This window comes from Pseudomonas mandelii (assembly GCF_006438925.1).
In the GTDB taxonomy this organism is placed as follows: domain Bacteria; phylum Pseudomonadota; class Gammaproteobacteria; order Pseudomonadales; family Pseudomonadaceae; genus Aquipseudomonas; species Aquipseudomonas mandelii_C.
This window is the reverse complement of record NZ_RCZA01000003.1, coordinates 287,192-304,992: the sequence shown is the minus strand read 5'-3', so window position 1 is coordinate 304,992 and position 17,801 is coordinate 287,192. Positions and strand designations below refer to the sequence as shown.

Genomic DNA, 17,801 nt, shown 5'->3' with positions numbered 1-17,801 from the left:
CGTGGCATCGGGATGACCTCACAACGGACCCGTGAGCGCCTTATTCAGCGCCTGTATGAAGAGGGAATTTGCAACGCCAAGGTGCTGGAAGTCATTCGCCGTACACCGCGTCACCTGTTCGTCGACGAGGCGCTGGCTCACCGTGCCTACGAAGACACGGCGCTCCCGATCGGCAATAACCAGACCATCTCGCAGCCTTATATGGTGGCTCGCATGAGCGAGCTGCTGCTGGAGGCAGGTCCGCTCGACAAGGTGATGGAAATCGGCACCGGCTCGGGCTATCAGACGGCGGTGCTGTCGCAACTGGTCGAGCGGGTATTTTCCGTCGAGCGCATCAAGGTTCTGCAGGACCGGGCCAAGGAACGCCTGGTGGAACTGAACCTGCGCAACGTGGTGTTCCGCTGGGGCGATGGCTGGGAAGGCTGGCCGGCGCTGGCGCCGTACAACGGCATTATCGTGACTGCGGTGGCGACCGATGTACCTCAGGCGCTGCTTGATCAATTGGCACCGGGAGGGCGGCTGGTGATCCCGGTCGGGTCGGGTGAGGTTCAACAATTGATGCTGATCATCCGGGAAGAACAGGGCTTTTCCAGGCGTGTTCTGGGGGCTGTACGCTTCGTCCCGTTACTCAATGGGCCACTTGCCTGAGCATTTGTTTCAGGGCGCTGAATTCTCTTCGATTGCTTCTGTCTTACAGCGGCATCGATCAGTTAAACGGGATTCATCGTCTGGCAGCAAACGTGTGCGCGAAGCCATTTCGCTTCATCAAAGGTAAAGCCTGCACGGCCCGTTATACTTGCGACATTTCAATGCCGGAACACGGCAATCCACATTTCAGCCACCACAAAGGGAGCGGCGGGTGAGTCTCACAGTCATTGCGCAGCGAATGGGTAAAACGAGCTTTCAGCGCCTGGTGACTGGCCTTGTCTTGAGCACCTTGCTGGTAGGTTGCTCCAGCAACAAGTCGAGCGATGTACGCGTCGTCGATCGCAACAACGCCGTCGCCCAGCGTCCGGCAGTGACCACGGGTCAATACGTCGTCCGACCTAAAGACACCTTGTTCTCCATTGCCTTTCGCTACGGCTGGGACTACAAAGCCCTCGCGGCACGCAACAACATTCCTACGCCTTATACGATCCATCCGGGTCAGACGATTCGCTTTGACGGTCGCACCGGTTCAACGCCGACGCCGGTGGCCAGCTCCACCGATTCAACGCCTTCTTCGTCGCTGAAAACCACGGTTATCCGGCGCCAGCCGAATGGCGCAACTACAAGCACAGCAGTGGTTGCACCGTCCGTCGCCAGCAAGCCGACCCCTGCTCCGATGCCTCCTGCCGGCCCGGCCCCGACCGGCTGGGGATGGCCATCTAATGGCATTCTGATTGGTAAATTCTCTTCAAACGGCAGTTTGAATAAAGGAATTGATATCGCCGGGGATTTGGGACAGCCTGTTTTAGCTGCGTCTGATGGGACGGTGGTATACGCCGGGAGTGGCTTAAGGGGCTACGGCGAATTAGTCATCATCAAACACAGCGATACCTACGTCAGTGCCTACGGACATAACCGCAGGCTGTTGGTTCGGGAGGGGCAGCAGGTCAAGGTCGGACAGACAATTGCCGAAATGGGGTCAACGGGTACAGACCGGGTGAAGCTGCATTTTGAGATTCGCCGACAAGGTAAACCTGTAGATCCGCTGCAATTCCTGCCGCGTCGTTGATCGCTTTCCAGCCTGTTCCGTCGCGTAGAGGGAACAGGCTCCAGCGTTGCCAAGGATAAAGGCGCCGCTTGAGCCTGAGGTCGAACTCACCAAAGGACTATAACAATGGCTCTCAGTAAAGAAGTGCCGGAGTTTGACATCGACGATGAGGTTCTCCTGATGGAGACCGGCATCGGTACGGATTCGATGTCGAATGATGAAGGGGCTGCTCCACCTTCCGTTCGTGCCAAATCCAAACACTCCGCCTCGTTAAAGCAACACAAGTACATTGACTACACGCGTGCGCTCGATGCCACGCAGCTGTACCTCAATGAGATTGGTTTTTCCCCTCTGCTATCCCCCGAAGAAGAAGTTCATTTTGCGCGCTTGTCGCAAAGTGGAGATCCGGCCGGGCGCAAACGCATGATTGAAAGTAACCTGCGGCTGGTGGTGAAAATCGCCCGGCGTTACGTCAATCGTGGCCTGTCGCTGCTTGACCTGATCGAAGAGGGCAACCTCGGTCTCATCCGGGCGGTAGAGAAGTTCGACCCCGAACGCGGCTTCCGCTTTTCGACCTATGCGACCTGGTGGATTCGTCAGACCATCGAGCGCGCGATCATGAATCAGACCCGGACCATCCGGTTGCCGATTCATGTGGTCAAAGAGCTCAACGTGTACCTGCGGGCTGCACGGGAGCTGACGCAAAAACTCGATCACGAACCCTCACCCGAAGAAATTGCCAACCTGCTGGAAAAACCAGTGGGCGAGGTCAAGCGCATGCTCGGCCTGAATGAGCGGGTTTCTTCGGTCGACGTCTCACTGGGTCCGGATTCGGATAAAACCCTGCTGGACACCCTTACCGATGACCGTCCAACCGATCCATGTGAACTGTTGCAGGATGACGACCTGTCCCAGAGCATCGATCAATGGCTCTCGGAGCTGACCGACAAGCAACGTGAAGTGGTGATACGCCGCTTCGGCCTGCGCGGTCATGAGAGCAGCACGCTGGAAGATGTAGGCCTGGAAATTGGCCTGACCCGGGAACGGGTCAGACAGATTCAGGTTGAAGGCTTGAAGCGTCTTCGGGAAATTCTCGAGAAGAATGGCCTGTCGAGCGAGTCGCTGTTTCAATAAGTAATGTGCTTGCTGGCATAAAAAATCCCCGACTGGTTCGGGGTTTTTTATTGCCTGGGAAACAGGCTGGAAGTTCCCTCCGTAATCCCTCTGGTTTGTAGTCTCTCGCTGTAAGTTTTTGCTTACTCTTTCGTAAGTGTTCGCTAATTCAATGAGTAGCAGTCGTACATTTTCCTACGTGAGAGAAGATTAACTAATTGATTTATATGATTATTTTTTTAGATTAATGGCTTGTGACAGGCAATTTCAGCTATCGGGGGCGATTGCTCTTGGTAGGGAATTCTCTAGTATCTGAACTGTGTCGACGGACAGACACACCCTTCAAGGATGAGGGGGAAGGACATCGCAGGAAGCGATTCATCAGGACGATGAAAAGGAACACAGGGAATAGGGAAAAATGTGGGCGGGTCAAACCGCCCCTTTTTTTGCCTGCAGAAAAGCAAAAAGGCCCGCGAGGGGCCTTTTCGAGAACGCGGAAGTAATCAGCGTTCGAGGTCTTTGATCTTGCCTTTGACGCCATCCCACTCTTCGGCGTCGGGCAACGATTCTTTCTTCTCGGTGATGTTGGGCCAGATTTCCGCCAGCTCAACGTTCAGCTGAATGAATTGCTGCATGTCTTCCGGGACTTCATCTTCGGAGAAGATGGCCACGGCAGGGCACTCTGGTTCGCACAGTGCGCAGTCGATGCACTCATCCGGGTGAATCACCAGGAAGTTCGGGCCTTCGTAAAAGCAGTCCACCGGACAGACTTCTACGCAGTCGGTGTACTTGCACTTGATGCAGTTGTCGGTGACGACGAAGGTCATTTCTAATTTTCTCCTCAGGCGGCGGCAGCGGAGCCCCTTCACGTTGGGGTCGCCAGGTTTGGGAGCGATAGTCTGCTGGTCAGGCTATAAGCCAGCAGCATCCCAAACCGCGCGAGATTCTAACAGCTTGCAGGCAAGTGCGTTAGATCCGTGTCTTCAGTGTATAGAGCATTTCGAGCGCCCGACGCGGTGTCATGTCGTCCAGATCAAGTTTAGCCAGATCATCCAGCACCGGATGCGGCAGGCTGGCGAACATGTCGCTCTGCTGCGGCGCCGCCGGTTTGCCTTTGGCAGTCTTGGGAACTTCATGAGGGAGGGCGGTCGCTTCCAGCCGGCCCAGGTGTTCGCGAGCGCGAACGATCACTTCGCTCGGCACACCGGCCAACTGCGCAACCGCAAGGCCGTAGCTCTGGCTGGCAGGCCCTGGCAGCACGTGGTGCAGGAACACGATGCGTTCGTTGTGCTCGGTGGCGTTAAGGTGAACGTTGGCCACCAACGGCTGGGCTTCCGGCAACACGGTCAGCTCAAAGTAGTGGGTGGCGAACAGCGTATAAGCCCGCAGATGTGCCAGGCGTTCGGCCGCAGCCCACGCCAGGGACAGACCGTCAAAGGTGCTGGTGCCGCGACCGACTTCGTCCATCAGCACCAGGCTGCGCTCGGTGGCGTTGTGCAGAATGTTCGCGGTTTCGCTCATTTCGACCATGAAGGTCGAACGCCCGCCGGCCAGGTCATCGCTGGAGCCGATCCGGGTAAAGATCCGGTCCACCAGAGACAACTCGCAGCTGGCTGCCGGTACGAAGCTGCCGATGTGTGCCAGCAGCACGATCAGAGCGGTCTGGCGCATGTAGGTGGATTTACCGCCCATGTTCGGACCGGTGATCACCAGCATGCGGGTGTTGTCGTCGAGGCTCAGGTCGTTGGCCACGAACGGCGTGGTCAGCACTTGCTCGACCACCGGGTGACGACCCTGGCTGATGCGCATGCATGGCTCACTGACGAAGCGCGGGCAGTTCAGATCGAGGTTCAGCGCACGCTCGGCAAGGTTGCTCAGCACGTCCAGCTCGGCCAGTGCCGCGGCGGTGTCCTGCAACGGTGGCAACTGGGCGATCAAATCTTCGAGCAGTGCTTCGTAGAGCATCTTCTCGCGAGCCAGGGCGCGGCTCTTCGCCGACAGCGCCTTGTCCTCGAACGCCTTCAGTTCCGGCGTAATGAAGCGCTCGGCACCCTTCAACGTCTGGCGACGGATGTAATCGGCCGGCGCCGATTCGGCCTGCTTGCTTGGCAACTCGATGAAGTAGCCATGAATGCGGTTGTAACCGACTTTCAAATGAGACAGACCGGTGCGGGCCTTCTCGCGGGCTTCGAGGTCGATCAAAAACTGCCCGGCGTTTTCGCTGAGCGATTGCAAGTCGTCCAACTCGGCGTCGTAACCGGTTTTCAATACGCCACCGTCACGGATCACTGCTGGCGGGTTGTCGATGATGGCTTTTTCCAGCAGGGCCGCCAGTTCCGGGTAGGTGCTGGTGGTCTTCGCCAGTTGAATAATGTGCGGAGCTTCCAGTTCGTTCATCGCCACTTGCAGTTCTGGCAGTGCACCGAGCGCATCGCGCAGGCGAGCCAGGTCACGAGGGCGGGCATTGCGCAGGCCGATCCGTGCCAGGATTCGCTCGATGTCGCCGATTTCCTTGAGCTGCGGTTGCAGTTTCTCGAAGCGGTAACCGTCGAGCAGGCAGGTGATCGAGGTCTGGCGCGCCAGCAATACGGTCAGATCCCGCAGCGGACGGTTCAGCCAGCGGGTCAGCAGGCGGCTGCCCATGGCGGTCTGGCAGCGGTCGACCACCGATTGCAACGTGTTGTCGCGACCACCGGCCAGGTTGGTGTCCAGCTCCAGGTTGCGACGGCTCGCGCCGTCCAGCACCACGGTGTCATCCAGGCGTTCATGGCGCAGGCTGCGCAAGTGGGGCAGGGCGGTGCGCTGGGTTTCCTTGGCGTAACTGAGCAGGCAGCCGGCCGCGCCGATGGCCAGGGTCAGGTTCTCGCAACCGAAGCCTTTCAGGTCCTGGGTGGAAAACTGCTGGCAAAGACTTTTCAGCGCCGAATCACGTTCGAAATCCCACGGCGCGCGGCGACGAACCCCACGACGTTTCTCCGCCGGCAGATCCTTCGGCCAGTCGTCCGGGATCATCAGCTCCACCGGATTGACGCGCTCCAGTTCTGCCAACAGGTTTTCCCAGCCCTTGATTTCCAGCACGGTGAAGTTGCCGCTGGTGATATCCAGCACCGCCAGGCCGAACAGACGCTCGTCACCCAGCACCGCCGCGATCAGGTTATCCCGACGCTCATCCAGCAACGCTTCATCGCTGACAGTACCCGGCGTGATGATCCGCACCACCTGACGATCCACTGGGCCCTTGCTGGTCGCCGGGTCGCCGACCTGCTCACAGATCACCACCGACTCGCCGAGCTTGACCAGTTTCGCCAGGTAGCCTTCCGCGGCGTGGTAAGGAATCCCACACATCGGAATCGCCTGACCCGCCGACTGCCCGCGGGCGGTCAGGGTGATGTCCAGCAATTTGGCGGCCTTCTTCGCGTCTTCATAGAAGATCTCGTAGAAGTCGCCCATGCGGTAGAACATCAGCTGGTCAGGGTGCTGGTTTTTCAGGCGCCAGTACTGTTGCATCATTGGCGTGTGGGAGGACAGATCAGAGAGCGCTTTATTCATCGGATAATCAGGCAAATTCGTTGAAAGGTGTAGGGCAAAGGAGGGGCATCGGCCCGGCTTTTCCGCGATGGGCGCAAGGTTAACATGGGCGGTCCACCCGACGCAGGCATGAAAGCCCCGGGATACATTTCTTCTGTCTATGCACGACATATGCGAAATTTATGCAATTTGGCATTTGTTTTCCGCGAAAAGAACAAGCACTATGCGCTTTATGCAAAAACGCAATGTTTCTACCGTCTTAAGAGCGCTGCTCGATCAGCACGGGATCTCCCCCACGGAGCTTCACCGTCGCACCGGCGTGCCTCAATCCACTCTCTCGCGGATCCTCAGCGGGAAGATCGTCGATCCCTCGGATAAACACATCTCGAAGATTGCCGAGTACTTCGCCGTGAGCACCGACCAGTTGCGGGGCCGTGCGGATGTTGCGCCGGCAGCCAGCACCGGGCGCGATCAATTGCATTCGGAACTCAAGGACATAAGTCTGTGGGACGACGATACGCCCGTCGATGATGACGAGGTATCGGTCCCCTTTCTTCGCGAGGTTGAATTGGCTGCAGGATCAGGAAGGTTCGTCATCGAAGAGAGCGAGCGCTCTAGCCTGCGCTTCGGCAAGCGGAGTCTGCGCCACAACGGCGTGCAGTTCGACCAGGCCAAATGCGTGACGGTGCGCGGCAACAGTATGTTGCCGGTACTGCGCGACGGCGCCACCGTCGGCGTTAATGCCGGCAAGTGCGGGATCGGCGATATCGTGGATGGCGACCTTTATGCCATCAACCATAACGGCCAGCTGCGGGTGAAACAGCTTTATCGCCTGCCTACCGGCATACGCCTGCGCAGCTTCAATCGCGATGAACATCCGGACGAGGACTACACCTTCCAGGAAATCCAGGAAGAGCAGATTGTCATCCTCGGTCACGTCTTCTGGTGGGGCATGTACGCCCGTTAACCTCACCACTGTCAGATAAAACCCGCCACCGAGCGGGTTTTTTTTCGCCTGCCAAAAACCACCAGCGCCTTTGTCTGCGGGACTTTCATGCGTATGTGCATTTTTAACGCATAAATAAATGCATTAATGCATTGACTGTATATGCATCCATGCATATTCTTTGTCTCAAGCAGCTCAAAAGCAGCTCGAAACGAAGCTCTTTAGTTCCACCACAAAGGCAGCGATGAACCGGCTTCAACGGTTCAGAGGGTTGGCAACTGACCCGGGTGTGCAGCGTAAAGCACCAGAAGCAGTTATCCGGCGGGCAGGGACCGCGGTCGGAAAAACAATTTGAATGGACTCGTACCGCGCCAGTAGCGCCGAAAGGTCAACGCGAAGGACCGCATTCTGAAAAGCCCGGTTAGCACCGGGCTTTTTGGAATGCCTACCTACCCTCAGGCAACTCAAGAGACACCGTTTGAAAGACACACACACACACACACATACCACTCATCAATCACCCCCAGGAGGCGTGACATGACAAACGAGCAACAAGCGTTGCTGGACATGCCGATCTGGCTCGTCATCGTCCTCGCCCTGGTGGGCGGGGTGTCCGGCGAAATGTGGCGCGCCGACAAGGAGGGCGCCCGCGGCTGGTCATTGCTGCGGCGCCTGGCCTTGCGATCCGGGGCCTGCATGGTCTGTGGGGTCTCGGCCATCATGCTGCTGTATGCCGCCGGCGTGTCGATCTGGACGGCTTGCGCGTTCGGTTGCCTGACGGCGATGGCCGGGGCAGACGTTGCCATTGGCCTTTATGAACGCTGGGCTGCCAAGCGGATTGGCGTTTGCGAAGTGCCGCCGCGAGATCCCCACCAGGATCACTGAACACAAAGCCCAATGGAATGGCGAGCAGCGGTGCCGACCGGCATCCGACCCGCAAGGACGCGGGTTTCCCAAGGCCAGTACCTTTCACTCAAACCCGCCAACAAGCGGGTTTTTTATTGCCCGGTGAAAACACCATGAAACTCACCCCCCCTGATTGCCCAACTGCGCGATCACTGCCCAACCCTCGCCGGTCGCGTGGCTGCCGGCATCGACCTCGAAACGCTGCAAGTCAGTACCCCGAGGGTTGTTGACGAAGGTCGCAGTGTTGACCCAGGTCGAATGGCTGGTAGTTGGCACGTTGATATATTGAAGTCACACAGACATGAACTAAAAAGCGACATGTTGGGTGTTCCCTCAGGTGCCGGGTCAGTCGCTCCCGATGCTCTATTCAATCAAGGTCCGAGCAGTCTTGGTTTTACCGAAGTTACCGGCGGTATAGAAACGCGTCCACGAAATGTCGCCTACCCAGGCAGAATAAAACTCATCTGAAATTAACGTTGGTCTGCGTTTTTAATGGATGCTCAAGATTTTTCAATAGAGGTGTTTATGGTTTATTACTATGTTTATGAAACAACGCAGGAATTGGTCGGTCCGGTGGAGTTGCCTGAGTTCCCCGGTATGGGCGTTGTCCTGCCAGGCAATGCCATAGAGTTGCCGGAAGCATTGCCGGCCGCCGAAACGGGTTATGTATGGGTTTGGCGTAACGGTGCCGCTTCGCAACTGATCGATTTGCGCAACCGCCCGATGTATCGCAAAGACACAGGTGGCCTTCAATTCTGGTACGAGTTGGGCCCGTTGCCTGACTATCTGACCGTCAAGCCTCGCCCCGGCGAATATTATGTTTGGCTGAATGATGACTGGGCGCTGGACTTGGCTGCCGAACGAACAGGCAAAACCGCTCAAGCCGACGCCGAGCGAGACAATCGTCTGCGTGAGATTGTTATTCGCGTCGCGCCGCTGCAATACGCTTATGAACTAGGTGAGGCCACCAATGTTCAACTGGCCACTCTGCAAGAGTGGAAACGCTATACGCTCAAGTTGATGAACATTGAACAGCAGCCGGACTTCCCGCTGATCATTGACTGGCCGGCTTCACCTGTCAGTGTCGTAACCGTATAAACCCTGAAACTTATTGATCACTGGAAGTGCAGTCTTGTGTTGCCAGCACACGGCTGCCTGCAAAATACCAACGGAAGGATATACCGTGGACTATCCCAATAGTGTCCCCAGCGCCGGTCTGGTGGACGGCAAGTTTGTCGATGAAAACCCGATCACGGGGACTCCGGGTTCTTTGATCCCTGCCAGCTGGGGCAACGGTGTCACTCTGGAGTTGTTTAAAGTCATCGAGGCTGCCGGTATCAAACCGTCAGAGGCGAGTAACGATCAACTGTTGACGGCGTTGCGCAGTAACAAGCTGTTTGTGACCGCGCCACAGTTCGACAGCGATCAGTCGGTTGCCACCACTGAATTCGTGACCCGCAGCGGTCTACAGTTTTCAGGTTTTAACGTCTTTCCCGCGAGCGCTACGCTGACCGCGGCCAACGTGATGGGGGCTCGGTCAGCGACAAGTACGCTTCGTCCTTCTCCGGCGCCTATGGCAACGTCGGTTACCAGAAGTATCCCAGTGGCAACATTGAACAATGGGGCGTTGGCACCACGGATGCCAATGGCGATGTCTATATCACTTTCCCGATCTCGTTCCCGATGGCTTTTTCTTCGCTCGTTGCCACCCATGTGGGCGGCGACGGGGCGATGGTCATCCTGGTTGTGGGCACCGGGACCAAACAGGGCTGCCGCCTGAAAGCCCGGAATTTTTCCGGGCAGGTACAGGCGGGGTGGAGCGTGAACTACTTTGCAAAGGGTTATTGAATGAACGCGTTCAATGTTTTGTTTAGCGCAAGTACCTGTGGTGTTTATGTTCCTGGAATCAATGCGTCGGATATCCCTTCCGATGTCATAGAAATCCCCCAGGCTTAATGGATTTCGTTACTCCAACAGTTGGCTGTAACCCCGAAAATGATTTCTGTACGCGCCGATAATGGCTATCCCGTTCTTGTGGATACACCGCCTCTTGTGCCGGAGGAAGCAGCGAAGGCCGAGCGTTTTTGGCGTGATAGCCAGCTATCGGCCACGGACAGTATGGTCGCCGCGACAGGGACAAACTGGAGGACGGTGGCGGCACGACATTGACCACCGATCAATACGCCGAATTGCAGGCCTATCGCCGTGCACTTCGGGATTGGCCGCAAGGGTCATTCTTTCCTTTCAGCGAGCATCGACCCAGTGCGCCACTTCGGCTGGCTGGATATCTTTGACACGAACCAGACACTCGTCAGGGCCTGGGGGCTATATGACAGTTACGCAGCAACAACTACAGATCGTTATGCCCAGCGCTCGCTCCCAAGCGGGCGTTTTCATTTCCGCCCTGAACACAGCCATGTCTCACCGCAACATCAACACCCCAAAACGTATCGCCGCCTTCCTTGCGCAAGTCGGTCACGAATCGGGGCAGTTGCAATACGTGCGTGAGTTGGGGAGCGATCAATACTTGAGCCAGTACGACACTGGCGCACTGGCTGCGCGCTTGGGAAATACACCGGAGCCCGACGGCGACGGTCAAAAATATCGGGGGCGCGGCCTGATCCAAATCACCGGCCACAGCAACTATCGCCTATGCAGTCTCGATTTGTTTGGCGATGAACGCCTTCTGTCGCTGCCGGAACTGCTGGAACAACCCCAATGGGCCGCCGAATCAGCCGCGTGGTTCTGGGAGCAAAATGGCTTCAACGAACTGGCCGACCGCGACCAGTTCAACAGCATCACCCGCCGCATCAATGGCGGTCTGAACGGTTTGCAGAATCGACTTCAACTCTGGGCGCGGGCGAGGGCGGTGTTATGCCAGCCTTCGGTTTGATGCCGATGTCTTACCGCGTCATTGGCGTTGTTGTGTTTCTGGCTGTGTTGGGCGGTGGCTCGGCGGCGCTGGCCTGGCAGTTTCAGGATTGGCGGTATGGCCGGCAACTGGCGGAACAAGCCAAGCTGCACGCCGAGGCACTGAATCAGCTGACTCTGGCAGCCGCAACGCAGCAACAGACCGAGCAGGACAAGCGTCTGGCACTGGAGCAGCGTCTTTCGACCAGTGAACACACCCATTACCGAGCGCTTAGCGATGCCCAACGTGATCAAGGTCGCCTGCGCGATCGTCTTGCCACTGCTGATGTGCGCTTGTCAGTCCTCCTCGATGCCCGTGACGATGCCTCTGTCTGTGCAGTGCCATCCGCCTCCGGAGGCAGCCGCGTGGATCATGGAGCAGCGCGCGCCCGACTTGACCCGGCGCATGCTCAACGAATTGTCGCCATCACCGACGCCGGGGACCGCGGACTGATTGCGTTGCAGGCCTGTCAGGCTTATATCAGAGCCCTCGCTCGCTAACATTTTGATCGATCCTGCGCCTTGCAAGCGCGTTACGCTCGTGTACGGTAGTTCTCATTCCGCTTGCTCAGGAGATGACCGTGAAAGAAATCACCCAACTGGCCGCTGAACTTGGCAGGCGCATGCAGGTTCTCAATGCCCATGTCACCGCCGCCGAGTCCTGCACCGGCGGCGGGATCAGCGAGGCGATCACCCGGATTCCGGGGAGTTCGGCATGGTTCGAGGCTGGTTATGTCACCTATTCCAATCGCCAGAAAACCGAGCAATTGAATGTCCCGGTCGAGTTGTTTGCGTCGGTGGGGGCGGTCAGTCGCGAGGTGGTCGAGGCCATGGTCCGCGGCGCGCAGGAGAAAAGCCGGGCGCGATTTGCCGTGGCGGTCAGCGGTGTGGCGGGACCGGATGGCGGTTCGCCGAGCAAGCCGGTGGGCACCGTGTGGCTGGCCTGGGGCGTTGGCGAACAGGTGTTCAGCGAGGTGCAGCACTTTCCCGGCAACCGTGACGAGGTCCGCCGACAAACGGTGAAGGCCGCGCTAGAGGGGCTGCTGCACCATGCCACTGGAGAAATCTCAAATCAGGGGTAGGCGATCCTGAAACGCTGTGGAATAATACTGGCTACTTATACAGGTGTTGGCCGTCAGGCCTTATTGATTACGTGAGGACTTTAATGGACGACAACAAGAAGAAAGCCTTGGCTGCGGCCCTGGGTCAGATCGAACGTCAATTCGGCAAGGGTGCCGTAATGCGTATGGGCGATCAGGACCGTCAGGCGATCCCGGCTATCTCCACTGGCTCTCTGGGTCTGGACATCGCGCTCGGCATTGGCGGTCTGCCAAAAGGCCGTATCGTTGAAATCTACGGTCCTGAATCCTCCGGTAAAACCACGCTGACACTGTCGGTGATCGCCCAGGCTCAAAAAGCTGGCGCGACCTGTGCGTTCGTCGATGCTGAACACGCCCTCGACCCTGAATACGCCGGCAAGCTGGGCGTCAACGTCGACGACCTGCTGGTTTCGCAGCCGGACACCGGCGAGCAAGCCCTGGAAATCACCGACATGCTGGTGCGTTCCAACGCCGTTGACGTGATCATCGTCGACTCCGTGGCAGCTCTGGTTCCAAAGGCTGAAATCGAAGGTGAAATGGGTGACATGCACGTGGGCCTGCAAGCCCGTCTGATGTCCCAGGCCCTGCGTAAAATCACCGGTAACATCAAGAACGCCAACTGCCTGGTTATCTTCATCAACCAGATCCGTATGAAAATCGGCGTGATGTTCGGCAGCCCGGAAACCACCACCGGTGGTAACGCGCTGAAGTTCTACGCTTCGGTTCGTCTGGACATCCGCCGTACCGGCGCGGTGAAAGAAGGTGACGAGGTTGTCGGTAGCGAAACCCGCGTCAAGGTTGTGAAGAACAAGGTAGCTTCGCCGTTCCGTCAGGCCGAGTTCCAGATTCTTTACGGCAAGGGCATCTACCTCAACGGCGAGATGATCGACCTGGGTGTGTTGCACGGTTTCGTCGAGAAGTCCGGTGCCTGGTACGCCTATGAAGGCACCAAGATCGGTCAGGGCAAGGCCAACTCGGCCAAGTTCCTGGCGGACAACCCGGAAATCGCCGCGAAGCTCGAGAAGCAGCTGCGTGACAAACTGCTGACCCCAGCGCCGGACGTCAAAGCATCGCCAGTCAAAGAGACTGCTGATGACCTGGCTGACGCTGATATCTGATTGATCCGATGACCGCCGTACTCGATACACTCGTCGCGGTGCGGCGAACCGCAATGGACCTGCTCGCGCGACGCGAGCACGGTCGAGTCGAGTTGACGCGTAAACTGCGTCAACGCGGTGCCCTCCCTGAAATGATCGACACGGCACTCGACCGTTTGACGGAAGAAGGCCTGCTGTCCGAATCCCGTTATCTCGAAAGCTTTGTTTCCTACCGTTCCCGTTCCGGTTATGGCCCTTTGCGTATTCGTGAAGAGTTGAGCCAGCGCGGCCTGCAACGTACCGACATCGAACTCGCTTTACGCGAGAGCGGTATCAACTGGCAGGAACAACTGGAAGACACCTGGCAGCGAAAGTTTTCCGGGCATTTACCGATAGACGCCCGGGAACGTGCCAAACAAGGCAGGTTCCTGAGTTATCGGGGATATTCCATGGAAATGATCAGCCGCTTGTTCAGCGGCCGAGGGATGGACGATTGACTGAAACGGCTCGCTATTTCGATAGCGGGCCGTTTTTTTATCTACGTAACCTTGGATTGTTCCCGCGAGCGCTGTTGTGCCTGGGGTTGGGATTGCGCCCAGTTTTCCGGCAGGTTGATGTAGTCCACCAGTTCCCGCAGGCGTCCATGATCACGGGCGTTGAAAGTGAAGGCGAGTCGCGCCAGGTGGCTGAACTGCGGTTCGTCGTGTTCCTCTCCGCTGTAGGCATGTTGATGGAAATGATCGCTCAGACACAGGTCGGCAAATGCCTCCTGCATATGTTCGAGCGCCTGGTCGCTGAGCTTGTGATTCATGCGGATCACGAATTGATGCTTGAGCCAGCGGCTTGAGTGGAAGTTGCTGTAGAACTGGTTGATCTGCTCCACAGCCTCTTCCGCGCTGTAGACCAGACTCACGAGTTTCATATCGGTCGGCAGAATGTAGCGATTTTCCTCCAGTTGATGGTGAATGAAGTCCAATGCGCCTTGCCAGAACTTGCCGCCGGGAGCATCCAGTAATACCACGGGCACCAGTGGGCTTTTGCCAGTCTGGATGAGTGTCAGCACTTCCAGCGCTTCATCCAGGGTACCGAAACCGCCAGGGCACAGGACCAGCGCATCTGCTTCCTTGACGAAGAACAGCTTGCGGGTAAAGAAGAAGTGGAAGGGCAGCAGATTGGTGGTGCCATTCACGGTGGGATTCGCATGCTGCTCGAAGGGCAGGGTGATATTGAATCCCAGGCTGTGTGCCAGGCCAGCACCTTCGTGGGCCGCGGCCATGATGCCACCACCGGCACCGGTGATGACCATCAGGTCTGAGCGCGCCAGCGCGGCGCCAAGTTCCCGGGCCAGACCGTACAGAGGATGTTCTATAGGTGTTCGGGCCGAGCCGAAAACGGTGACTTTGCGTCGCCCCTTGAACTGTTCGAGCACACGAAAGGCATGTTCCAGTTCGCGTAGGGCTTGCAGGGTGATCTTGGCATTCCAGCGGTTGTGATCTTCCTGGGCCATGCGCAGCACGGTCAGGATCATGTCGCGGTAGATCGGGATGTTCGGGCTGTTGGGTGAAACCAGGTTGAGTTGCTCTTCGACCTTGCTGATGAGGTCGTGGCCGCTTTCTTCAAAATGACGGCTCAGGAGGTCATTCGGTTGGTAAGGCATCAACTTCTCCTTCCATACAGGCTCTGTTTTTCCCTTGGATGAAGGAAACATTCGCACAACAAGACGCGCAATGGGCAGCCCCTTTCCTGCCCTGAAAAGTAAACGTGAACACTATGAATCTAGACCCACATAGCGTTTTTCGCTGACTTGATCATTGCGCCGCAAAGTCTTTCCTGGCAACCGCTTATTGGCGATTTGCAAGGTGCTTTCACCGCTCGTCTGAACGCAAGGCGAGTGTCCTACAGTCTGATTTACTAAATTACAGGCACGACACGACAACTTTGCGTCAAAGGAGGACGTACGGCACAAGCGGTTCAAGGATTTTATCGCTCTCAAGCAAGGGCGAGGTGCAGGGAGGCGGGAGGCGGGAAGCTATGGCCAGAGTCATTCTGGAGATCGATACGCAACTGTATCGATTACTGAAATCGTCAGCCGAGACCAATCATTTGAGTCTCGAGGAAGAGTGCTGCCGGCGTCTGGAGGGGGCCGACCGACGTTCCCGTTATTTGCAGGCGTTGTTGGCAGAACTGCGCGCCGAGGATGAACAGCGGCGCGCCACTTCCCGATGATTACTTCTTCTTGGCCGGAGCCGCTTTCGGGCAGTCCGATTCCTGATAGCTGGCGGAGCCGACTGAGCGGTTGGTCTTCACCTCAGTGAAGTCGTAACGCATGACCGCGCCCTTGGCCATCAGTTTGCGGAACGATGGGTTGTTGCATACAGAGGCGCCAAGCTGGAAATACACGGCTTTCGGGTCGGCACGCATCTTGTTGGCGTGGCTGCTTTGTACGCTTAGATGGTTGATCAGCGTGTTGCCTTCGACGGTGTAGCCCTGATCAAGAATGTCTTCGTTGATCGCCCGTGGAGTACCAACACTGCTTTGTGTGGCGACGTTTCGCAGCTCTCTGTTGAGATTCTGCTCACTCAAGGAAGCAGCCTGAGCGCTGAAGGACGACGCCAGCAAAATGGCAGCGGTGGGAACGATAAGGCGCAGCATGAAACTCTCCTGGTTCAGTGACTGGTGGTTCGACCCGTCACATGACTGTGCGTTCAGTGGCGGCGAATTATAGGGGACGAGGCCTGGACGGTACAGGCTTGCGCCGGCTGCTCTGATAAACTGCCGCCACTTTCTGTCCTGCCGAGTGTTTTTCGTGTCGATTTTCTTCCCCTGCCGGCGTTGCCTGCGATGAACCCTGCAACCCCGCGCTTTGCTGCAAACGCAGTAGCCCGCTTGCGCGATGAGCGAGAGGAAGAGGGCATCAAGCCGATTCAGGCCCGAGGCTGGAGGGCGCCGCGTTGCCGAGCCTGCCGCGTGATCGAGAGCCATTGCCTGTGCGCCTGGCGCCCGCAGGTCGAGGCCCGTTCTGGCGTGTGCCTGATCATGACCAACAAGGAAGTGTTCAAACCGAGCAACACCGGTTGGCTGATCGCCGATGTGGTGCGCGACAACCATGCGTTCATCTGGTCGCGTACGGAGGTTGATGAGCAATTGCTGGCGCTGCTGGCCGATCCGCAATGGCAGCCCTATCTGGTGTTTCCGGGTGAGTACGTCGAACCCGAGCGTGTCACCAACAGCGTCGATGCCGATAGTTCGAAGCGTCCGCTGTTCATTCTGCTGGATGCCACCTGGACAGAAGCTAGGAAGATTTTCCGCAAAAGCCCCTACTTTGATCGGCTTCCGATCCTGAGCCTGTTGCCCGAGAAGTTGTCTCGGTACCGGTTGCGCCGGTCGACCCGCAGCGAGCATTTATGCACGGCTGAAGTGGCGGCGTTGTGTCTCGATCTGGCGGGTGATACCGAGGCAGCGTCGGCACTGGACGCTTATTTCGACGTGTTCAGCCAACATTACCTTGATGCCAAACATCAGCTTGAAATGAATGTTTCAACACCGGCACACGCCGAGCTGATGCCCTTCGTTGAGAACGTTGCGCCTGCCTTGAGCTGATTGTCGCCCATACTGCAAAGAACTGTACTGGCCATGCACCTTGACCACCCCGACTTCGCTGGGCATGCTTGGCGCCGATTAGGGCGCGGCCAAAGTTTGATACGCCGTATTCTTTACGTGGATAGTCACGTGATTGGCGTTGAACGTGCCCTGTTGGTACAGCTCCGTGGCTGTACCTCGAGTTGTTTGAAAAACAGGATCATTTGAAAAATGGCCACATACGAAATCCTGATTGCCGATGACCACCCTCTTTTTCGTAGCGCCCTGCATCAAGCGTTGACCCTGGGCCTGGGCCCGGAAGTCCGTCTGGTGGAAGTGGCAAGCATTGCCGAGCTGGAAACCCGTCTGGACGAGAAGTCCGACTGGGATCTGGTGCTGCTGGATCTGAACATGCCGGGGGCCTACGGTTTTTCAGGGCTGGTGCTGTTGCGCGGTCAGTATCCGCAGATTCCGGTGGTCATGGTGTCAGCCCAGGAAGAAGCCTCGATCATGGTCAAGTCCCGTGAATTCGGCGCCAGCGGCTTCATCCCCAAGTCCAGTGATCTGAGTGTCATCCAGAAAGCGGTACGCGCGGTGCTTGATGGTGATGTGTTCTGGCCGCCCCAGGCGTTCGAGGCGGTGAGCGTTTCCGCCGAAGCGAAGGCCGCCAGCGAAGGCCTTGCGAGTCTGACGCCTCAGCAGTTTCGTGTTCTGACCATGGTCTGTGAAGGCCTGTTGAATAAGCAGATTGCCTACGAGCTGAGCGTTTCCGAAGCGACGATCAAGGCCCACGTGACGGCGATTTTTCGCAAGCTGAATGTGCGGACCCGGACCCAGGCAGCGTTGCTTCTGCAACAACTTGAGTCAATTTCGAGCTAATCAGGCGCGGCGCGTTCACGCTTTTTTGACTGTGCTTAATCTAGCCT

General features: G+C 57.4%; 20 protein-coding genes. 15 read left to right on the top strand and 5 right to left on the bottom strand.

Going from position 1 to position 17,801, the window contains the following annotated elements; all coding sequences use genetic code 11:
* The first annotated feature begins 12 nt into the window (after positions 1–12).
* The 3 genes from EAH74_RS08510 (at position 13) to rpoS (ending at position 2,830) form a co-directional block, all read left to right on the top strand.
* On the top strand, positions 13–648 hold the full coding sequence (locus EAH74_RS08510; RefSeq protein ID WP_177327881.1) for a protein-L-isoaspartate(D-aspartate) O-methyltransferase: 636 nt from the start codon (positions 13–15) through the stop codon (positions 646–648).
* Positions 649–859: 211 nt separating this feature from the next.
* Positions 860–1,717, top strand: coding sequence for a peptidoglycan DD-metalloendopeptidase family protein (locus EAH74_RS08505; protein WP_140677621.1), 858 nt, complete (start codon positions 860–862; stop codon positions 1,715–1,717).
* A 105-nt stretch (positions 1,718–1,822) separates the two neighbouring features.
* Positions 1,823–2,830 carry an RNA polymerase sigma factor RpoS gene (gene rpoS / locus EAH74_RS08500; protein ID WP_008154012.1) on the top strand — a complete coding sequence of 336 codons (1,008 nt, stop codon included), beginning with the start codon at positions 1,823–1,825 and terminating at the stop codon, positions 2,828–2,830.
* A 482-nt stretch (positions 2,831–3,312) separates the two neighbouring features.
* Here the strand turns inward: rpoS and fdxA are convergent, their stop codons facing one another.
* Positions 3,313–3,636, bottom strand: a complete 324-nt coding sequence (gene fdxA / locus EAH74_RS08495; protein ID WP_008154011.1) for a ferredoxin FdxA — start codon at positions 3,634–3,636, stop codon at positions 3,313–3,315.
* Positions 3,637–3,778: 142 nt separating this feature from the next.
* Positions 3,779–6,358 carry a DNA mismatch repair protein MutS gene (gene mutS, locus EAH74_RS08490; RefSeq protein ID WP_140677619.1) on the bottom strand — a complete coding sequence of 860 codons (2,580 nt, stop codon included), beginning with the start codon at positions 6,356–6,358 and terminating at the stop codon, positions 3,779–3,781.
* A gap of 211 nt (positions 6,359–6,569) precedes the next feature.
* Between mutS and EAH74_RS08485 the strand changes: the two genes are divergently transcribed.
* Both EAH74_RS08485 and EAH74_RS08480 read left to right on the top strand, forming a co-directional pair.
* Positions 6,570–7,304 carry a LexA family transcriptional regulator gene (locus EAH74_RS08485; RefSeq protein ID WP_033053549.1) on the top strand — a complete coding sequence of 245 codons (735 nt, stop codon included), beginning with the start codon at positions 6,570–6,572 and terminating at the stop codon, positions 7,302–7,304.
* A gap of 516 nt (positions 7,305–7,820) precedes the next feature.
* Entirely contained in the window at positions 7,821–8,168 is a 348-nt protein-coding gene (locus EAH74_RS08480) for a phage holin family protein (RefSeq protein ID WP_140677617.1), read from the top strand.
* A 141-nt stretch (positions 8,169–8,309) separates the two neighbouring features.
* Here the strand turns inward: EAH74_RS08480 and EAH74_RS32970 are convergent, their stop codons facing one another.
* Positions 8,310–8,465: a hypothetical protein gene (locus EAH74_RS32970; RefSeq protein WP_161600322.1), complete on the bottom strand. Its 156-nt coding sequence runs from the start codon at positions 8,463–8,465 to the stop codon at positions 8,310–8,312.
* A 216-nt stretch (positions 8,466–8,681) separates the two neighbouring features.
* Between EAH74_RS32970 and EAH74_RS08470 the strand changes: the two genes are divergently transcribed.
* The 7 genes from EAH74_RS08470 (at position 8,682) to recX (ending at position 13,793) form a co-directional block, all read left to right on the top strand.
* Positions 8,682–9,287, top strand: a complete 606-nt coding sequence (locus EAH74_RS08470) for a tail fiber assembly protein (protein ID WP_240050486.1) — start codon at positions 8,682–8,684, stop codon at positions 9,285–9,287.
* Positions 9,288–9,800: 513 nt separating this feature from the next.
* A complete protein-coding gene (locus EAH74_RS33790; protein WP_430539760.1) occupies positions 9,801–10,037 on the top strand; it encodes a gp53-like domain-containing protein in 237 nt (78 codons plus the stop codon).
* A gap of 481 nt (positions 10,038–10,518) precedes the next feature.
* Positions 10,519–11,082, top strand: coding sequence for a glycoside hydrolase family 19 protein (locus EAH74_RS08455; protein ID WP_140677615.1), 564 nt, complete (start codon positions 10,519–10,521; stop codon positions 11,080–11,082).
* The gene (locus EAH74_RS08450) at positions 11,064–11,600 is read left to right on the top strand and encodes a lysis system i-spanin subunit Rz (protein ID WP_140677613.1); all 537 of its coding nucleotides are present in this window, start codon (positions 11,064–11,066) and stop codon (positions 11,598–11,600) included. The genes EAH74_RS08455 and EAH74_RS08450 overlap by 19 nt, the downstream gene beginning before the upstream one ends.
* A gap of 80 nt (positions 11,601–11,680) precedes the next feature.
* Positions 11,681–12,181, top strand: coding sequence for a CinA family protein (locus EAH74_RS08445; protein ID WP_140677611.1), 501 nt, complete (start codon positions 11,681–11,683; stop codon positions 12,179–12,181).
* 83 nt (positions 12,182–12,264) lie between these two features.
* On the top strand, positions 12,265–13,317 hold the full coding sequence (gene recA, locus EAH74_RS08440; RefSeq protein WP_007907270.1) for a recombinase RecA: 1,053 nt from the start codon (positions 12,265–12,267) through the stop codon (positions 13,315–13,317).
* An 8-nt stretch (positions 13,318–13,325) separates the two neighbouring features.
* Positions 13,326–13,793, top strand: a complete 468-nt coding sequence (gene recX / locus EAH74_RS08435; RefSeq protein WP_140677609.1) for a recombination regulator RecX — start codon at positions 13,326–13,328, stop codon at positions 13,791–13,793.
* 41 nt (positions 13,794–13,834) lie between these two features.
* On the opposite strand, the gene EAH74_RS08430 is transcribed toward recX, so the two are convergent.
* Positions 13,835–14,953: a TIGR00730 family Rossman fold protein gene (locus tag EAH74_RS08430; RefSeq protein ID WP_140677607.1), complete on the bottom strand. Its 1,119-nt coding sequence runs from the start codon at positions 14,951–14,953 to the stop codon at positions 13,835–13,837.
* A 374-nt stretch (positions 14,954–15,327) separates the two neighbouring features.
* Here EAH74_RS08430 and EAH74_RS08425 point away from each other — a divergent pair, with 374 nt between their 5' ends.
* Positions 15,328–15,522 carry a hypothetical protein gene (locus EAH74_RS08425; protein ID WP_095128071.1) on the top strand — a complete coding sequence of 65 codons (195 nt, stop codon included), beginning with the start codon at positions 15,328–15,330 and terminating at the stop codon, positions 15,520–15,522.
* Here the strand turns inward: EAH74_RS08425 and EAH74_RS08420 are convergent, their stop codons facing one another.
* On the bottom strand, positions 15,523–15,948 hold the full coding sequence (locus tag EAH74_RS08420; protein ID WP_008153984.1) for a PA3611 family quorum-sensing-regulated virulence factor: 426 nt from the start codon (positions 15,946–15,948) through the stop codon (positions 15,523–15,525).
* Between the two features lie 189 nt (positions 15,949–16,137).
* On the opposite strand from EAH74_RS08420, the gene EAH74_RS08415 reads away from it, so the two are divergent.
* Both EAH74_RS08415 and erdR read left to right on the top strand, forming a co-directional pair.
* Positions 16,138–16,896: a tRNA-uridine aminocarboxypropyltransferase gene (locus tag EAH74_RS08415; RefSeq protein ID WP_140677605.1), complete on the top strand. Its 759-nt coding sequence runs from the start codon at positions 16,138–16,140 to the stop codon at positions 16,894–16,896.
* Between the two features lie 210 nt (positions 16,897–17,106).
* Positions 17,107–17,754: a response regulator transcription factor ErdR gene (erdR, locus tag EAH74_RS08410; protein WP_046046272.1), complete on the top strand. Its 648-nt coding sequence runs from the start codon at positions 17,107–17,109 to the stop codon at positions 17,752–17,754.
* Positions 17,755–17,801 lie beyond the last annotated feature (47 nt).